This is a genomic window from Kibdelosporangium phytohabitans (genome assembly GCF_001302585.1).
In the GTDB taxonomy this organism is placed as follows: Bacteria; Actinomycetota; Actinomycetes; order Mycobacteriales; family Pseudonocardiaceae; genus Kibdelosporangium; species Kibdelosporangium phytohabitans.
Map to the genome: position 1 here is coordinate 8,317,365 of NZ_CP012752.1, position 14,332 is coordinate 8,331,696.

Here is a 14,332-nt window from a genome sequence, read left to right on the forward strand (position 1 = left end):
CCGGCCGAATCACGCCGAGCCGCGCTTGGTCAGCGACACCGGCAGCACCAGCCGCCGGACCGGCGGCTCGTGCCCCGACTGCAGCAGGAGCAGCATCTCGATCATCCGCGCGACCTGTTCGGCCGGATCCTGGTGCACCGTGGTCAGCGGCGGTTCCAGAGCGGGCGCCACGCGCGGGTTGTCGTCGAACCCCACGACCGCGACGTCACCGGGCACGCTGCGGCCCGCCGCCCGCAAGGCCCTGATGGCCCCTGCCGCCATCGGGTCGCTCGCCGCGAAGACCGCGTCGAGGTCCGGTACCCGTTCCAGCAGGTGCCGCATCGCCTGGTCCCCGCTCGACGGGGTGAAGTCGGCCGACTCCGACCGACCTTCCGTCTTCATCCCCGCTGCCGCGAGCGCCTCGCGCCAGCCGGCCAGCCGGTCGCGCGCCGCGCGCTGGCTCTGCGGCCCGGTGATCGTGACGATCCGCTTGCGGCCGTGCGCCAGCAGGTGCTCGACGGCCATCTTCGCGCCCGACCTGTTGTCGTAGTCCACTGTGTACAGGCCTTTGGCGTTCGCGACCGACGAGCCGCCGAAGACGATCGGCACCCGCAACTGCCGCAGCGCCGGCGCGAGCGGGTCGCCCGTGTGCGGCGCGAACACGAGCACTCCGTCGACGTGCCCGCCATCGAGGAACTTCATCGTGCGGGGGATGTCCTGCCTGTTGTCCACGAACATGACCAGCATCTGGCTGCCCCGGTTGGCCAGTTCGCGGAACGCCGCGCGCATGACGACCAGGTAGTACGGGTCGTCGAGGACCTTCGACTCCGGTTCCGACAACAACAACGCGATCGCACCTGTTCGCCTGGTCACCAGCGAGCGCGCCGCCTGGTTCGGCGAGTACCCCAGATCACGCGCCGCCGCCATCACCGCCTCTCTCGCCCTTGGGCTCACGTATGTCTCTTCGTTCAACGCTCGCGACGCTGTCGAGCGAGACACTCCCGCGTAGGCCGCGACATCCTCGAGTGTCGGCCTGCCGCCCCGATCCGGTGGTGCCACGCGATTCCTCCCTGTCTGATTGCGACCACCCTATGGCCCCTCCGGGGCGGTACGCCATGGGAGCGCTTCCCAGTTCGAAGTCCGCGCATGTCCAGTCGTCCGAACGGTGTTCACCACGTGCTCCCAGGAGCGCTCCCAGCCGGTACGGCGCGAAAAAGACGGCGGCACAACGAAGTCCGGGCAGCCCGGCGAGCCGGTCGGCCAGGTCGCGGTACATGAACGATGATGCAGGAAATGCGCGCGGCAGCAGGATCGGCGGGGAGCGACCGGAGTCAGAAGCGACGCCGGTCAGCGATGATCCAGAACAGCAACGCGATCAGGCCGATGGTGGCGCCGAGGACGCACACCCCTGCCCAGCCGGTGTGCGTGTAGGTCACAGTGGACACGATGGCGCCGGTGGCGCTGCCGACGGAGTAGAACACCATGTATCCGGCAGTCAGGCGGCTCTGCGCTTCCGGGCGGGTGCGGTAGATGAGGCTCTGGTTGGCCACGTGGACCGACTGCAGGCCGAAGTCGATCACCAGCACACCGATGACGAGCCCCCACAGCGAATGGGGAAGCAACGCGATCGGGATCCACGAGGCCAGCATCACGGCCAGGCCGATCCCGGTGACGCGCTGCCCGTGTCCGCGGTCGGTCAGCCTTCCGGCGTGCGACGCACCGAGCGCACCGACGGCTCCGGCGAGCCCGAACAGGCCGACCTCTGTCGTGGACAGGGAATACGGCGGCGCGCTCAGCGGAAGCACCATGGGCGTGGCGAGCACGGTGAATCCCATGAAGATCAGCAAGGCGAGAACCGCGCGTGTCCGCAGCACGGCAACCGTGGCGAACAGGGTGAACAGGGATCCGATCAGTCGTGGGTAGGAGATCCGCTCCCGCGGCTCGTCGTCGCGCGGCAGTTTCGTCCACAGTAGAGCTGCCATGACGAGCGCCGCGGCGGCGGCGAGGACGTACACCGAACGCCAGCCCGTCAGGTCGGCCACTGTGCCCGACACCGTCCGGGCCAGCAGGATGCCGATGATGATCCCGCTGGTGACGATGCCGACGATGCGGCCTCGTTCGGACGGGTCGGCCAGGCTCGCCGAGTAAGCGACCAGCACCTGCGTGACGACGGCCAGCGCACCGACGGCCATCAGCCCGGCCAGGAGCACAGGCGCCGTGGGTGCCAGCGCGACGGCGACCAGCGCGAGGGCCGAGAGCACGGTCTGCCCGACCACGAGCCGCCGCCGGTTCACCAGGTCACCGAGCGGGACGATCAGCACCAGCCCGGCCCCGTAGCCGATCTGCGTGACCGTGCCGATGACACCGGCTACGGCCTGGCTCAGCCCCATGTCGGCGCTGACGACTTCCAGCAACGGCTGGGCGTAGTAGACGTTGGCGACCGCCAGCCCGCACGCCACCGCGAACATCGACGCCGTCCGCCGATTCACTGCCACTGCCTGCGGCACAACTCCCCCAGTATCGTGGTTTCAACTTGCTACCACTCAAGCCTCGCATAATGCGGTTGCACTTTGCAACCGGTATGGTTGCGGGGGAACCGACGGGGGCTGCGAGGAGGACACGTGCCGAAGCGGACCAGCCACGAGGACTCGACATGCCCCGTCGCCCGGCCGCTCGACGCGATCGGCGACGGCTGGTCGCTGCTGATCATCCGGGACGCCTTCGACGGCCTGCGCCGGTTCGGCGAGTTCCAGCGCAACCTCGGCCTCGCCAAGAACATCCTCTCCGCCCGGCTGCACAGCCTGGTCGCGCACGGGATCCTCACGACCGTTCCCGCCGGCGACGGCAGCCCTTACCTGGAGTACGTCCTCACCGAGAAGGGGCGTGGGCTTTTTCCCGTTCTCGTCGCTTTGCGGCAGTGGAGCGAGGAGCACTTCTTCACGCCTCACGAGAGTCGGACTCGGCTTGTCGATTCCAGGGATGGTGCTGCTGTCGCTGTGCGTGTTCTATCTCATGACGGCCGGGATCTTCGGCCTGAGGACACGGTTACCCGGCTTTTTCCGGCTTGATTTCTTGCACGGAACAAGCTTTCCCTCGCCGGGGGCTGACCTCTGGGCAGGAGCTTTGGCGTTCTTCCTGTCTCGTGCTCTTTTTGGGTGTCGGTGCCCCTGAAGCCTCTTTCTGGAGTGGCCCTCTGCGCTCACGCTCGGGGTTGGCTCGCGCTCGAGTTGCTGTGACTGGTCTGCGCGCTTGCGCGAACCAAGACGGCTTGCGCACTGCTCTCGTGCGCAAGCCGTCTTGGAGCTGGGTCTTGTGCTTGTGTTCTAGTCGTTCTCGCGTGGACTGTGCTCACTACGTTTTGGTGACAAGTCAGTTCTTGTCGAGCGCTATGGCCACGTCTGTTACTGGCAACGGGAACGCGCCGATCTCAGTCGCGGTGCCGGTCAGCACCTCGACTGCGTAGAACCTGCCGACTCCGGCGACTACGAGTGTGCCGAATGCCGTGTTCGTGGCTGTTTTGCTTCCGGTGAGGTCGCTGTAGATGTCGAGGCCCGCGTCCGTGTCGGCGTCCGGGCCCAGTTTGCCGGTCGGGGCGATCTGGCCGCTGTTGGCGGGTGACTGGATGGCTGCCCTGTCCGTCGAGGTGTTCAGGACGAACAAGGTGGTGTCGGTGTCGGGGTGGAGGTCGTTGTTGGTGTACGCGGCTGCTGTCACCGCTGTCGCTGACAGGTTCGTGTCGGCCGCTGTCACGCCTCCGTCGGTGTCGTGGCGGAGATTCTGCCCTGTGTCGCTGACCACCCGTAGGCGGTTGGCCGCTGGGTTGAAGTCAACACCGAATCTGGTGCCGTGCAGTGCCACTGTCAGTTGCGACACCTTGTGGACCCGGACTGGGTCTTCGGGTTTCACCGGCAGGGTGATCGTGTAGATCCCGCCGTGGTTCGCGACTCCGTAGAGCTTGCCGTCCTGCACCCGGTAGTCGATGCCGATCAGCGATTTGTCGTTGCCGGTCAGGCCTGATACCGACCTGACCCAGTCGAGTTGCTGCGGGGTGTTGGTCTTGAACGCCGCCATGACTGTGCCGTTGGCCAGGATGCCGAACACCTGGAGGCTCGGCGCTGTTCCCGCCGTGCTGCTGGCGGGTACCCCGACGGCCACGGCGGTCGCTGTCGCGGCGGTGAGCACCGCCACCCCGATCCGCCTGGAGAACCGTGAGCCCATTGAGCTTTCCCCTCTCGTGTTCTTCGACGGCACGAAACTATTCGGCCGGACTGGACAGCGGCTGAACGCTTGTCGCGCGAGCCAATTGGGTTCCTGTCCCTTCTCTCTCCCCTGTGGAGATCGGTTCATGGGATTTCTCCGCCGAACGGGGCACCGTGACACGGCTGAACACCGTCGAAGTGAGCTGGTATCGGCGAATTGTCTTGCCGCACGCCGCGAAATCCTCCTACCGTCGCCATCGACGGCTGATCGCGGTGGAGGTGGGCGCGTGCGGGTCCAGGTGCTGGGGCCGGTCCGGGCGTGGTGTTCCGAAGGCGAGCGGATCGACCTTGGGTCCACGGGCCAACGCGCGGTGTTGGGGTTGCTCGCGTTGCACGGCGGGCAAGGTATGTCCCGGGCTGAGCTGATCGACGCGCTGTGGGGCAGGCGGCCACCGGCGACCGCGGTGAACATCCTGCAGACCAGGGTGAAACACCTCCGTCGGCAGCTGGAACCCGGGCGTGCGCCGCGAGCCGCCAGCGGAGTCCTGCCTCGCACGGGCGACGGCTACACGCTGCTGATGGACAGCGACCTGACGCGGTTCCGTGAGCTGGCACCGAGTTCCGACGCACTCTCGGTGAGGCGGGCTCTGCAGTTGTGGCACGGTGCGCCGCTGTCGGACATCCCTGCGCTCGCCGGGCATCCAACTATCCGTGCGGTGGCACGGGAGCGGCATGCTGTCGTCATCCGCTACGGCGAGATGATGATCGCTCGTGGCGCCGCCGCCGATGTGCTGCCGATGCTGGCTGAGGCCGCGGCCGACCAGCCACTGGACGAGGCGGTCCACGCACGGCTGATCCGCGCCTACCAGGCGACTGGCCGGCGCGCCGAGGCATTCGCGGTGTTCCACGCGATTCGCAAGCGGCTCGCGCACGAACTGGGCTCCACGCCAGGGCGGGACCTGACCGCCGCCAACGAGGACATCTTGCGTGGCTGCCCGCCGGGTTTCCCTGTCACGGCAGCCAGTCCCGCGTCGAGGCCTGTTCCGGCTGATGCGCCGGAGTTCGGCCGGAGTGCGGACGGGATCCGGATCCAGGCACTCGGGCCGTTGCGGCTGTGGCGCCACGGTCGCGTACTCGACCTCGGGTCAGGCGGTGTCCGGGCGTTGCTGGGCATCCTCGCGCTCGACTGCGGGCAGCCGACGTCACGCGCGGACATCGCGGAAGCCTTGTGGCACGAAGAACCACCGCCGAGCGCGACCAACGTCATCCAGGCGTACGTCCGCAAGCTGCGCCGGCTCCTGGAGCCGGACAGGCACGCCCATGGGCACAGCTCGCTCGTGCCGAGATCCGGCGACGGCTACACACTGCTCGTGTCCGATGTGGACGTGCCGCATTTCCGGATGTTGCTGGAGGGCGGCGGCACCGAGCGGCTGGGTGCCGCACTTCGGTTGTGGCAGGGCCCTCCGGTCGCCGACGTCCCCGCTCTCGCTGGGCACAAGAAGGTTCTCGCGCTGACCGAACAGCGCCGGGCCGCGGTCGCGCGCTACGGCGAGGTGATGATCCGGTCGGGGTCCTCCGCGGAGGTCATCGGCATGCTGGAGGACGAGGCATCCGGCCGGCCGCTGGACGAAGCCGCACTGGCCCGTTTGATCCGCGCCTACCGCGCGGCTGGGCGGAGTGCGCAGGCCTTCGACGCGTATCGCACGGCCAGGCAGCGGCTGGCCGATGAGCTCGGCGTCGACCCGGGGCCCGAGCTGATCGCCGCCCGGCCCAGTGAACGAGCGGTACCGGCTCAGCTGCCCGCCGGTGTGCGCGGGTTCGTCGGGCGTGGCGCTGAACTGTCCGAACTGGACAATGTACTGGCGCTTCACGGCGCTGACGGCGTGGTGTGCCTCGTGTCCGGGAGTGCGGGCGTCGGCAAGACGGCGTTCGCAGTGCGGGCCGGGCATCGGCGGCAGCGATTTCCCGGTGGTCAGCTGTACATCGACATGCGCGGCTTCGACTCCCGGAAGCCGCTGGCCGCCGGGGACGCGTTGGTCCGGCTGCTGGGCGCGCTGGGCGTCACCGGCAGGGACGTTCCGGCCGACACAGCCGGCCGTGGGCGGTGGTTGCGGCAGGAGATCACGGGCAAGGGCGTGCTACTGGTGGTGGACAACGTCAGCGCGGCCGGGCAGGTTCTGCCGCTCCTGCCGTGCCCACGGTCGTGCGCGATCGTGGTGACCAGCCGTGACACGCTGCCCGAGCTGACCACGCACTGCCATGTCGAGCTTGGCCCCCTGTCCCGTGCGGAGGCGCTCACACTGCTCACGAACGTGGTCGGCGAGCGGGCGCGAGCGGAGCCGGAAGCCGCCGCAGCGCTCGTCGAGCAGTGTGCCCGGCTACCTCTGGCACTCCGCGTGGCCGCTGAGCTCGTCGTGTCACGCACGGTCGTCCCACTGTCCGGGCTGGTCAAGGAACTAGCCGATCGTGACCGGCGGCTTGAGCTGTTCGACGACAGCGGGGACCACCGGACCGCGGTCGGTGAGGTGTTCTCCTGGTCGTACCGGCACTTGAGCGACGCCGCTGCCCGCGCGTTCCGGCTGCTGGCCCTGCACCCGGGGCTGGACACGGACACGTCCGCCGCCGCGGCGCTGTTCGGCACCGGCACGAGCGAAGCCCGGCGGCTGCTCGAAACGCTTGCCCGTGCGCACCTCGTCCACGCCACAGGCGCTGATCGGTGGGGAATGCACGATCTGCTGCGGGCGTTCGGCTCGGCTCTCGGCAACGACGACCAAGAGGCGCTGGGGCGCTTGTTCGATCACTACGTCGAGACGGCCGCGGGCATGGCCGTCGACCTGGAGAGCACGGCCAGCCGCACGTGGCTCGACGCCGAACTGCCCAACCTGACCACGATCTGCGTGTACACCCCGCCCCGGCAGACCGTCCGGCTGGCCACCGCGCTCTACCGCTACCTCGACGGCGGCCGGTACGCCGAGGCGCAAACGATTCACGCGCAGGCAGTACAGGCCGCGCTGCGATTGAACGACCTTTCCGCGCAGGCACACGCCGTCACCAACCTCGGCAGCGTGCACTGGCACTCGGGGCGCTACGGCGAAGCGGCCCAGCATTACCGCCGTGCGTTGCGGATGTACCTGGCGGCGTCGAACCGGGCAGGCGCGGCCAGGGCGTTGACCAGGCTGGGCAACGTCGAGGAACAGACCGGCCAGTACCAGCACGCCGCCACCCACCACGCGCAAGCGTTGGCGCATGCCCGTGCCGCGAAGCACGTGAGCGCCGAAGCACGCGCGCTCACAAACTTGGGCATCGTCAGCGAACGCCTCGACGAACTCGACACCGCGGCGGATCTGCACGAGCAAGCGCTTGACGTCTTCGTGAGCCTCGGTGACTGGGTCGGTGAAGCCGTGGCACGGACCAGGCTCGGCATGATCGCGATGCGGACCGGTGCCTACGAGCGGGCGATGCGCCAGCACGAACGTGCCCTCGCGATCGCCCGCGACTCCGGGCACCTGCGGGGCGAGGCGCATTCCCTGATCAACATCGGTGACGTGCACCTGGCGCGGAACTTCTACGCGCGGGCCGCCACCCACTACTCGGACGCTCTCGCGTTGTGTGAGCTCACCGGGCACGAATACGGTCGCGCCACGGCGTTGAACGGTCTCGGCGACGCGTTCGACAGGACGGGACGACGTACCGAGGCGCGGCGCAATTACACGGCAGCGCTGGCGGTCGCCGTCAAGATCGGGGACGTCGACGAGCAGGGACGCGCACACGCCGGGCTGGCGCGTTAGGCCGTCACCATTCCCAGGTCCGCACCACCTCGTCGATCCGGCCGGTGCCCCACGCGCCGCAGCCGATCATCAGCCGGTACCGCAGCCGGAGCGTCTCGTCCGCGGGCAGCCGCAACGGTTCGTAGAACGCCAAGGACGGGTTGACCACGGGATACGGCTCGTTGCGCACGAACCACCGGCCGCTCGGGTTGGCCGGGTCGCCCTGGATCACCACGGTGGACATCCGGTCGACCTCGTCGTGCGCACCGACGAACGCCAGCCAGTCCGCGCGTGCGCCCATCAACTCCGGGCCGGTGCGGCCGTCCGGAGCCAGGATCGTGCCGCCGGTGAACGACCGCGGGCCGCGCCAGAAGAACCCGCAGTACCCGGCCTGGTCGCGGCCGAACACGGTCGGGCTGCCGAACTCCAGCGCCTCGCCGCGCACGTTGTGCAGCTCGAAGGTGAGGTCGAGCCACCAGGAGTCGTAGTCGAACACGTAGTCGATCGTGCGCCGCTCGGCGATCCACTTCTCGCCCGCCGCCGTGATCCAGTCGATCTCCTCGGTCCACGCGCCGGTGAACCCCCGGTGCACCAGCGAGCCGACGTTGGGCAGCACCCGGTAGCCCTTGCCGGTGACGTACGAGGCGCCGCCCCAGAAGTTCTGGCCGGACAGGTGGGACGCGGTCATCGCGAGCCCCTTGTGCCAGCGGTGGTCGTGCGGCCGGTAGCCGGTGACGACGTCGCCGTCGAGGCTCCGCAGCGGGTGGAAGCTGGGGCACGGGCACTCGAACGCGGGGGTGTCCGGGCGGTAGGTGTACCGGAACAGAGCGGTGTGCGCGCCCATCAGCGTCAGCGTGCGCCCGTCGTCCACAAGGGTCACTCGGTCACTCCGTCCATCCGGTGGTAGTACGGGTCGTCCGGGCCGATGTCGCCGCGCCGCACCGGCTGCCCGGTGAAGGCGGACCGGTAGATGGCCGCGACGAGTTCCAGCGCCTCGCGTCCTTGCCTGCCGGACAGCGGCGGCCGTTCGCCCTTGGCCATGGCGTCGAGGAAGTACGGCAGCTGCGCGGTGTGCGAGCTGGTCACGTCCTGCGGGAGGTCGGTCCACGACGCGATCCGTTCGGCGTCACGCACGTGCACCGCGGGGGTGTATCGCCAGTCGGCGTTCGTGTAGCCGTACAGGTGTGTCAGTTCCACCGTCGCGTCGGTGAGGTCGACACGGATGTAGCTCTCCTCCCGCGGTGACAGGGTGCTGTTCACAATGGACGCCATGGCGCCGCCGGCGAACCGGACCGACGCCATCGACACGTCCTCGGTGTCCACCGCACGGGCCAGCCGCCCGGCCATCGCGCGGACTTCCTCCCACTCCCCCAGCATCGCCAGCAGCAGGTCCATCTGGTGGATGCCGTGGCCCATCGTCGTCCCGCCGCCCTCGGTCTCCCAGCGGCCCCGCCACGGCACGTCGAAGTAGGTCTGGTCGCGGTACCAGGCCGTCGTGCACACGGCCACCAGCGGCTGCCCGAGCGCGCCGGAGGAGATCAGGTCGACGGCGTTGCGGGCGCCGGAGCCGAAGCGGTGCTGGAACACCACGCCCGCGTACGGCCCGCCGCCGGTTTCCGCCGCCTCGATCCGGGCGTACTCGGCCAGCGACAAGCAGGGAGGTTTCTCCAGCAGCACCCACGCACCCGCTTCGAGGGACTGGACGGCGATGTCGGCGTGGGTGGCGGGCGGGGTGCAGACGATCACCAGGTCCGGGCGGCAGTCGGACAGCATGTCGGCCACCGACGTGTACGCCGACGCGATGTCGTACTGGCTCTGGAAGTCCGCGAGCCGCTCGGGGTCGCTCTCCACCGCGGCGACCAGGTCCACCCGATCGGCTGACGCACGCAGTGCCGGGAGGTGCGAGGTTTCCGCGACCACCCCGCAGCCGACGATCGCGGCCTGGAACCTCTGCTGCTGTGTCATCGGTGTCCTTCGATCTGTGCCCGCGGTCTCACCGGAATGATCTTGACGGTCGGTGGCCGGTCAGTCCAGTTGCCGCCCGGTCATGGTCCGACGGTAACGCGGTACCCGTCCGCGCTGCGGGCAACGGCCGGGTGTGCGAGTCTCGAAGTACCGGAAACCCGTTGCGACGAAAGGGACTCCCGTGCGGATTGTGCTCATCGGGACCGCGTGCGTTGTTCTGCTCGCCGCTGGCTGCGGCCAGCCGAGTCCGGGAAGCGCGACCAGCCCGTCCACCCGATCGGGGACGCCGGCCGGGGCGAAGGGCTCGTGGACCATGCCCGACCTGGTCGGCAAGAAGCTGCAGGAGGCGCAGGACACCGTCCAGCGCGTGAGCGGCAACCCCCTGTTCCTCACGCAGTCGCACGACGCGAAGCGGAAGGGCCGTCAGCAGGTCGTCGACGGCAACTGGAAGGTGTGCAGCCAGAACGTGGCGGCGGGGACGACGGTCAACGCCGACACCGTGATCGACTTCGGGGCGGTGAAGCTGGAGGAGGAGTGTGACTGACCCGTCCTTGCCCCAGCCGGGCACGATCACTTAGGTTAGCCTAGCTTACGAGTTAGGATGATGTGGTCATGTCGAGAGCCAAGCCGCCCGAGCGCAGGAAGATGATCAGGGCGACGGTCGCGCGGACGAGCCGGATCAGCCGGAACTTCGTGACGGTCACGCTGACCGGCGAAGAACTGGCCGAGTTCGAACACCAGGGCTTCGACCAGTGCGTGCGGCTGTTCTTCCGGCGCGACGGCCAGGACATCCTCAACATGCCCACGTTCTCCAACAACGCGTGGCTGGCCCAGTTCCTGCTGACCCGCGTCACCAACCGCCCATGGGTGCGCAACTACACGGTCCGCGCGTTCCGCACCGACCCACTGGAAATGGACATCGAGTTCGCACTGCACGGCGACACAGGTCCAGCGTCGGTGTTCGCGACAAGCGCCCAGCCCGGTGATCCCGTGGGCATCTTCGACGAAGGAATCGGCTACCTGCCCGCGGCGGACGCGGCACGCCAACTGATCGTCGCCGACGAAAGCGCGGTCCCAGCGGCACTGGCGATCCTCGAAGGCGCCCCGGAAACGCTGCAAGCTGACGTGTACCTCGAAGTTCCCGACGCCGACGACATCCGCGAAGTCGAAACACCGGCGGATGTGACCGTGCACTGGCTTGCCCGGAACGGGTCAGGTGACGTTCCGGGCAATCTTGCCTTGCGGACGCTTAGGAGTAGTTCTTTTTCTGTCGTACCTCAGTATACGTGGGTTGCCGGGGAGAGTGCTTTGGTTACCGGGGTGCGTCGGTATCTCGTGCAGGAGGTTTCCGTGCCTCGATCTACCGTGACTTTTATCGGCTATTGGCGGTATGGTCGGGCCAGCCCTGGCTGATTTTTCTTTTTGCACGGAACGAGATTCTCCCTCGCCGGGGGTGGACCTCTGGGCAGGCACCCCTTTGCGCTTGCGCGCGGGCTGCGTTGGGTTGGTTTCTCGCTTGTGCTCGCTGCTGTGGCTGGTTCCTGTGCATGTCCGCTCACTGTTGTGGCTAGCCCTGCGCTTGAGCCGCCGTGGCCGGTCCGCTCGCCGGGCGAGCTGGGTCTGCGCTGGCATTTCTGGGGATCATGTCGGAAAACCGCCAGCTCTGGTGTTCCTTCCCTGGTGAGGTTGGGTCATGCTGTCTCGTCCGTTGTGTAATCGGGTTACGCCTGCGGGAGACCTGGTTGCCACTGAGCACCGGGGGACCCTGTTCGGCAACCGGGGTGTGCTGCACAACGATGACCTTGTCCTTGTGCGGCGGCATCAGGTTCGGCGGTGGGTTGTGTGCGTGTTGGAGTTTCGAGGGCGTCGGCGTCAGATGATGCAGCCTCGTCGTTATACCGAGTTGTTTTTTCACGACGAGGCCGTTGCTCTCTCTGCTGGGCATCGGCCGTGTGCTGAGTGCAGGTACGGCGACTATCAGAGGTTTCGTCGTGCGTGGATGGTCGGGTTGGGGTTGTCGCGGCTGCCCAGCGCGGATGAGATGGACGTCGTTCTGCATGGGCAACGCGGTGTCGCTGATGGTGTTCGTTCGACGCACAAGGCTGAGTGGGATGAGCTGCCCGATGGGGTTTTCGTTCTGCGGGACGGCGGCTTCTGGCTCTTGCACGAGCGGCTGTTGTGGCCTTGGACGCCCGCTGGGTATGGGTCGCCTCACGAGTTGTTCGCTGGTACTGCCGAAGTGTTGACTCCTGTGGCCACTGTGGCCACCATTGGAGCCGGGTACCGGCCGGGGGTTTCCCTTCCCTGACTTGACATGGTGTTCACCGTTGACAATGGGTACTTTCGTTGTCCCTTGGTCGTTCTTTCGATGGACGCCCTCTTCCCCTCTTCGGTTCTAGGGTCACTTCCATTGTTCGTTCAGGGAGGGACACCGTGGGGGTCAAGGTCAAGCTCAACGCAGTAAAGGTCGTCGGTGTCGTCGCCGCATCCTTTCTTGTCAGCAGTGGGTTCTCCGCCAGCGCGACCGCCGAGTCCGCGTTGTCCGGCGACACCGTCTTCCTGCCCAACGTGGACGACGATCAGCGGCGTTGTCATGTCGCACCTGCTGATCTCGATGCGCTCGGCGGTGAGGTCGACGCCCGGCTTGCCGCGTGCAACGACGCTGCTGACGATCGTGTCAACGGGTATCGCGATGAGGCTGATCTCGCGCGGGTGCGGGTCGGGCGTGGTAGCGGTGGGCGGTCCGGGGTGATCAGTGTCGACGCGCAGGCACGGGTCTTCGTGAAGCGGCACAACGGTTTTTCCCCGGATACGCGGTTGTCCGCCGCCGAGTTGCGGTCTGGTGCCGAGCTCGGAGTCGAGGGCAAGGACGTCCTCCGGGACCGCACCAAGTGGGACGGGTGGGTCACGGTCACCCTGACCGTCGACGACCGGGTCAGGGCACGGCACCGCATGCGGGTGGCTCCCCTGATCCTCCAGAACGACCTGCAGCCCGCCACCACTGTTTTCGCCGCGCGTCCCAGCACCGGGCCGGGGTGGGTCCAGCGGCCTGGCCCTGGCTCGCTTCCCGAGTTCCCCGCGCGGTTCCCCGGCGACTTCGACAAGTTCAGCACCCCTCTTCGCCAGGAAGCCCCCGATGTCCGGTTCGTCAAGGGCACCGAATCCTGGTGGAAGGACGTCTGGTGGCAGGACCTCTTCGAACCCGCCACCGCCAGCATGCCCACCCGGCACGGCGTGCAGACCATGCGAGTCGCCATCCGATCCGCGAACGTCTTCCAGGTCCCCGACGGCAAGGGCGGCACTGTCCCCACTCCCCGGCCGGCTGGGCGGCTGGTGTTCCGCGACCTTCGCGGGCCGGACGTCGGCGTCGTGCAGCAGTACACGCTGGAGGACCGGCACTTCGTCCACGACCAGCGCAACGCCACCGGCAACATCGAGTCGTTGCCCCCGTACCGCGGTTTCCCGCAGGGGCGCATGGTTCACGGCACCGGCTTCGACAACCGCCTCCAGCCGGACAAGGCGTTCATCACCATGCTCAACGCTCAAGGGCAGCAGCCCCCGGTGGTCATCGACACCTCGTGGCTCGTTGTCGGTCACGCCGATGAGACCATGCACGTCGTCCGCGCCGACAACGCGCGTGGGTGGACGCTGGTGGTCGCCGACCCCAGACTGGCCGAGCGTCTGCTGCGCGAGGTCCCCCGGGACACCGAACTCCTGGCCGGCACCAGCGCCGATCACAAGCCCACGGCCGGTGAACTGCTCGGCAACCCGGCATTCGTCGGCGACAACCAACAGGCCGCGCGGCACATCGACGACCAAGTCAAGATCATGCTCGCCGAGACCGGACTGCGGGCGGACGAGCTGATCCGCGTACCGGTCCTGTTCTTCAAGGCACCCGAAGTCCCCCTCTTCATGGCGTTGACGCCGGGAATCCCCAACGGGCTGTCGCTGACCGACCGCGTGTTCGCCGCGCCCGACCCGCATGGGCCTGTCGTCGGCGGCAAGGACGTCTTCCGGCAGGCCACCGAACGCGCCATCGCCGCGTCCGGTGTCCGGATCCGGTGGGTCGACGACTACCTGTGGGCGCACATCGGCGGCGGTGAGGTGCACTGCACCACCAACGCCTGGCGGGACACCAGTTCCGCTCGCCCGTGGTGGAAGTAGCTACGCGACTTCCGGGAGACGTGCCGCCAGCTGCGCGGCCAGCCGTGATCGCGTGTCGCTCAGCTCCACGCTCCTGCCGTGGGACTGGGCGACGCGCAGCGCGGAACGCAGCCGTGCGCGGTCTGTTGTGGACATCTGGTCGAGCATCCGGTGCGCCACCTGCAGAGCGAGCAGTTGTTCCAGGGGGCTGCGCGGGTCTCGCACTCCGTCGGCCACGATGTCCGCCGTGCCCAGGTCCGGGCGGGCCCTGATGATCAC

Annotated in this window: 11 protein-coding genes; 5 read left to right on the forward strand and 6 right to left on the reverse strand. The window is 68.1% G+C overall.

From position 1 onward, the window contains the following. Positions 1-9: 9 nt before the first annotated feature. On the reverse strand, positions 10-1,038 hold the full coding sequence (locus AOZ06_RS37590; RefSeq protein WP_083472184.1) for a LacI family DNA-binding transcriptional regulator: 1,029 nt from the start codon (positions 1,036-1,038) through the stop codon (positions 10-12). Positions 1,039-1,310: 272 nt separating this feature from the next. Next, positions 1,311-2,468, reverse strand: a complete 1,158-nt coding sequence (locus AOZ06_RS37595) for an MFS transporter (protein ID WP_236951871.1) — start codon at positions 2,466-2,468, stop codon at positions 1,311-1,313. A 132-nt stretch (positions 2,469-2,600) separates the two neighbouring features. On the opposite strand from AOZ06_RS37595, the gene AOZ06_RS37600 reads away from it, so the two are divergent. After that, positions 2,601-3,047, forward strand: coding sequence for a winged helix-turn-helix transcriptional regulator (locus tag AOZ06_RS37600; RefSeq protein WP_054293728.1), 447 nt, complete (start codon positions 2,601-2,603; stop codon positions 3,045-3,047). A gap of 301 nt (positions 3,048-3,348) precedes the next feature. Here the strand turns inward: AOZ06_RS37600 and AOZ06_RS37605 are convergent, their stop codons facing one another. Then, on the reverse strand, positions 3,349-4,197 hold the full coding sequence (locus tag AOZ06_RS37605) for a DUF4394 domain-containing protein (RefSeq protein WP_054293729.1): 849 nt from the start codon (positions 4,195-4,197) through the stop codon (positions 3,349-3,351). A gap of 268 nt (positions 4,198-4,465) precedes the next feature. On the opposite strand from AOZ06_RS37605, the gene AOZ06_RS37610 reads away from it, so the two are divergent. Next, complete coding sequence (locus AOZ06_RS37610) at positions 4,466-7,966, forward strand: AfsR/SARP family transcriptional regulator (protein WP_054293730.1); 3,501 nt, start codon at positions 4,466-4,468, stop codon at positions 7,964-7,966. A gap of 4 nt (positions 7,967-7,970) precedes the next feature. Here the strand turns inward: AOZ06_RS37610 and AOZ06_RS37615 are convergent, their stop codons facing one another. Together AOZ06_RS37615 and AOZ06_RS37620 are read right to left on the reverse strand one after the other, a co-directional pair. Further along, on the reverse strand, positions 7,971-8,825 hold the full coding sequence (locus AOZ06_RS37615) for a DUF6807 domain-containing protein (RefSeq protein ID WP_218921846.1): 855 nt from the start codon (positions 8,823-8,825) through the stop codon (positions 7,971-7,973). Beyond that, positions 8,822-9,910 (reverse strand): Gfo/Idh/MocA family protein, encoded by a 1,089-nt coding sequence (locus tag AOZ06_RS37620; RefSeq protein WP_054293731.1) that lies wholly within the window; start codon positions 9,908-9,910, stop codon positions 8,822-8,824. The genes AOZ06_RS37615 and AOZ06_RS37620 overlap by 4 nt, the downstream gene beginning before the upstream one ends. 181 nt (positions 9,911-10,091) lie before the next feature. Here AOZ06_RS37620 and AOZ06_RS37625 point away from each other — a divergent pair, with 181 nt between their 5' ends. The 3 genes from AOZ06_RS37625 to AOZ06_RS37640 all read left to right on the forward strand — a co-directional run bounded on the left by AOZ06_RS37625 (position 10,092) and on the right by AOZ06_RS37640 (position 14,074). Then, positions 10,092-10,454 (forward strand): PASTA domain-containing protein, encoded by a 363-nt coding sequence (locus AOZ06_RS37625; RefSeq protein WP_054293732.1) that lies wholly within the window; start codon positions 10,092-10,094, stop codon positions 10,452-10,454. A 68-nt stretch (positions 10,455-10,522) separates the two neighbouring features. Further along, positions 10,523-11,323, forward strand: a complete 801-nt coding sequence (locus tag AOZ06_RS37630; protein WP_054293733.1) for a siderophore-interacting protein — start codon at positions 10,523-10,525, stop codon at positions 11,321-11,323. Positions 11,324-12,343: 1,020 nt separating this feature from the next. Continuing rightward, the gene (locus AOZ06_RS37640) at positions 12,344-14,074 is read left to right on the forward strand and encodes a protein-arginine deiminase family protein (RefSeq protein ID WP_054293735.1); all 1,731 of its coding nucleotides are present in this window, start codon (positions 12,344-12,346) and stop codon (positions 14,072-14,074) included. Here the strand turns inward: AOZ06_RS37640 and AOZ06_RS37645 are convergent, their stop codons facing one another. Next, positions 14,075-14,332 (reverse strand): hypothetical protein, encoded by a 258-nt coding sequence (locus AOZ06_RS37645; protein WP_157233466.1) that lies wholly within the window; start codon positions 14,330-14,332, stop codon positions 14,075-14,077. It lies immediately after the preceding gene.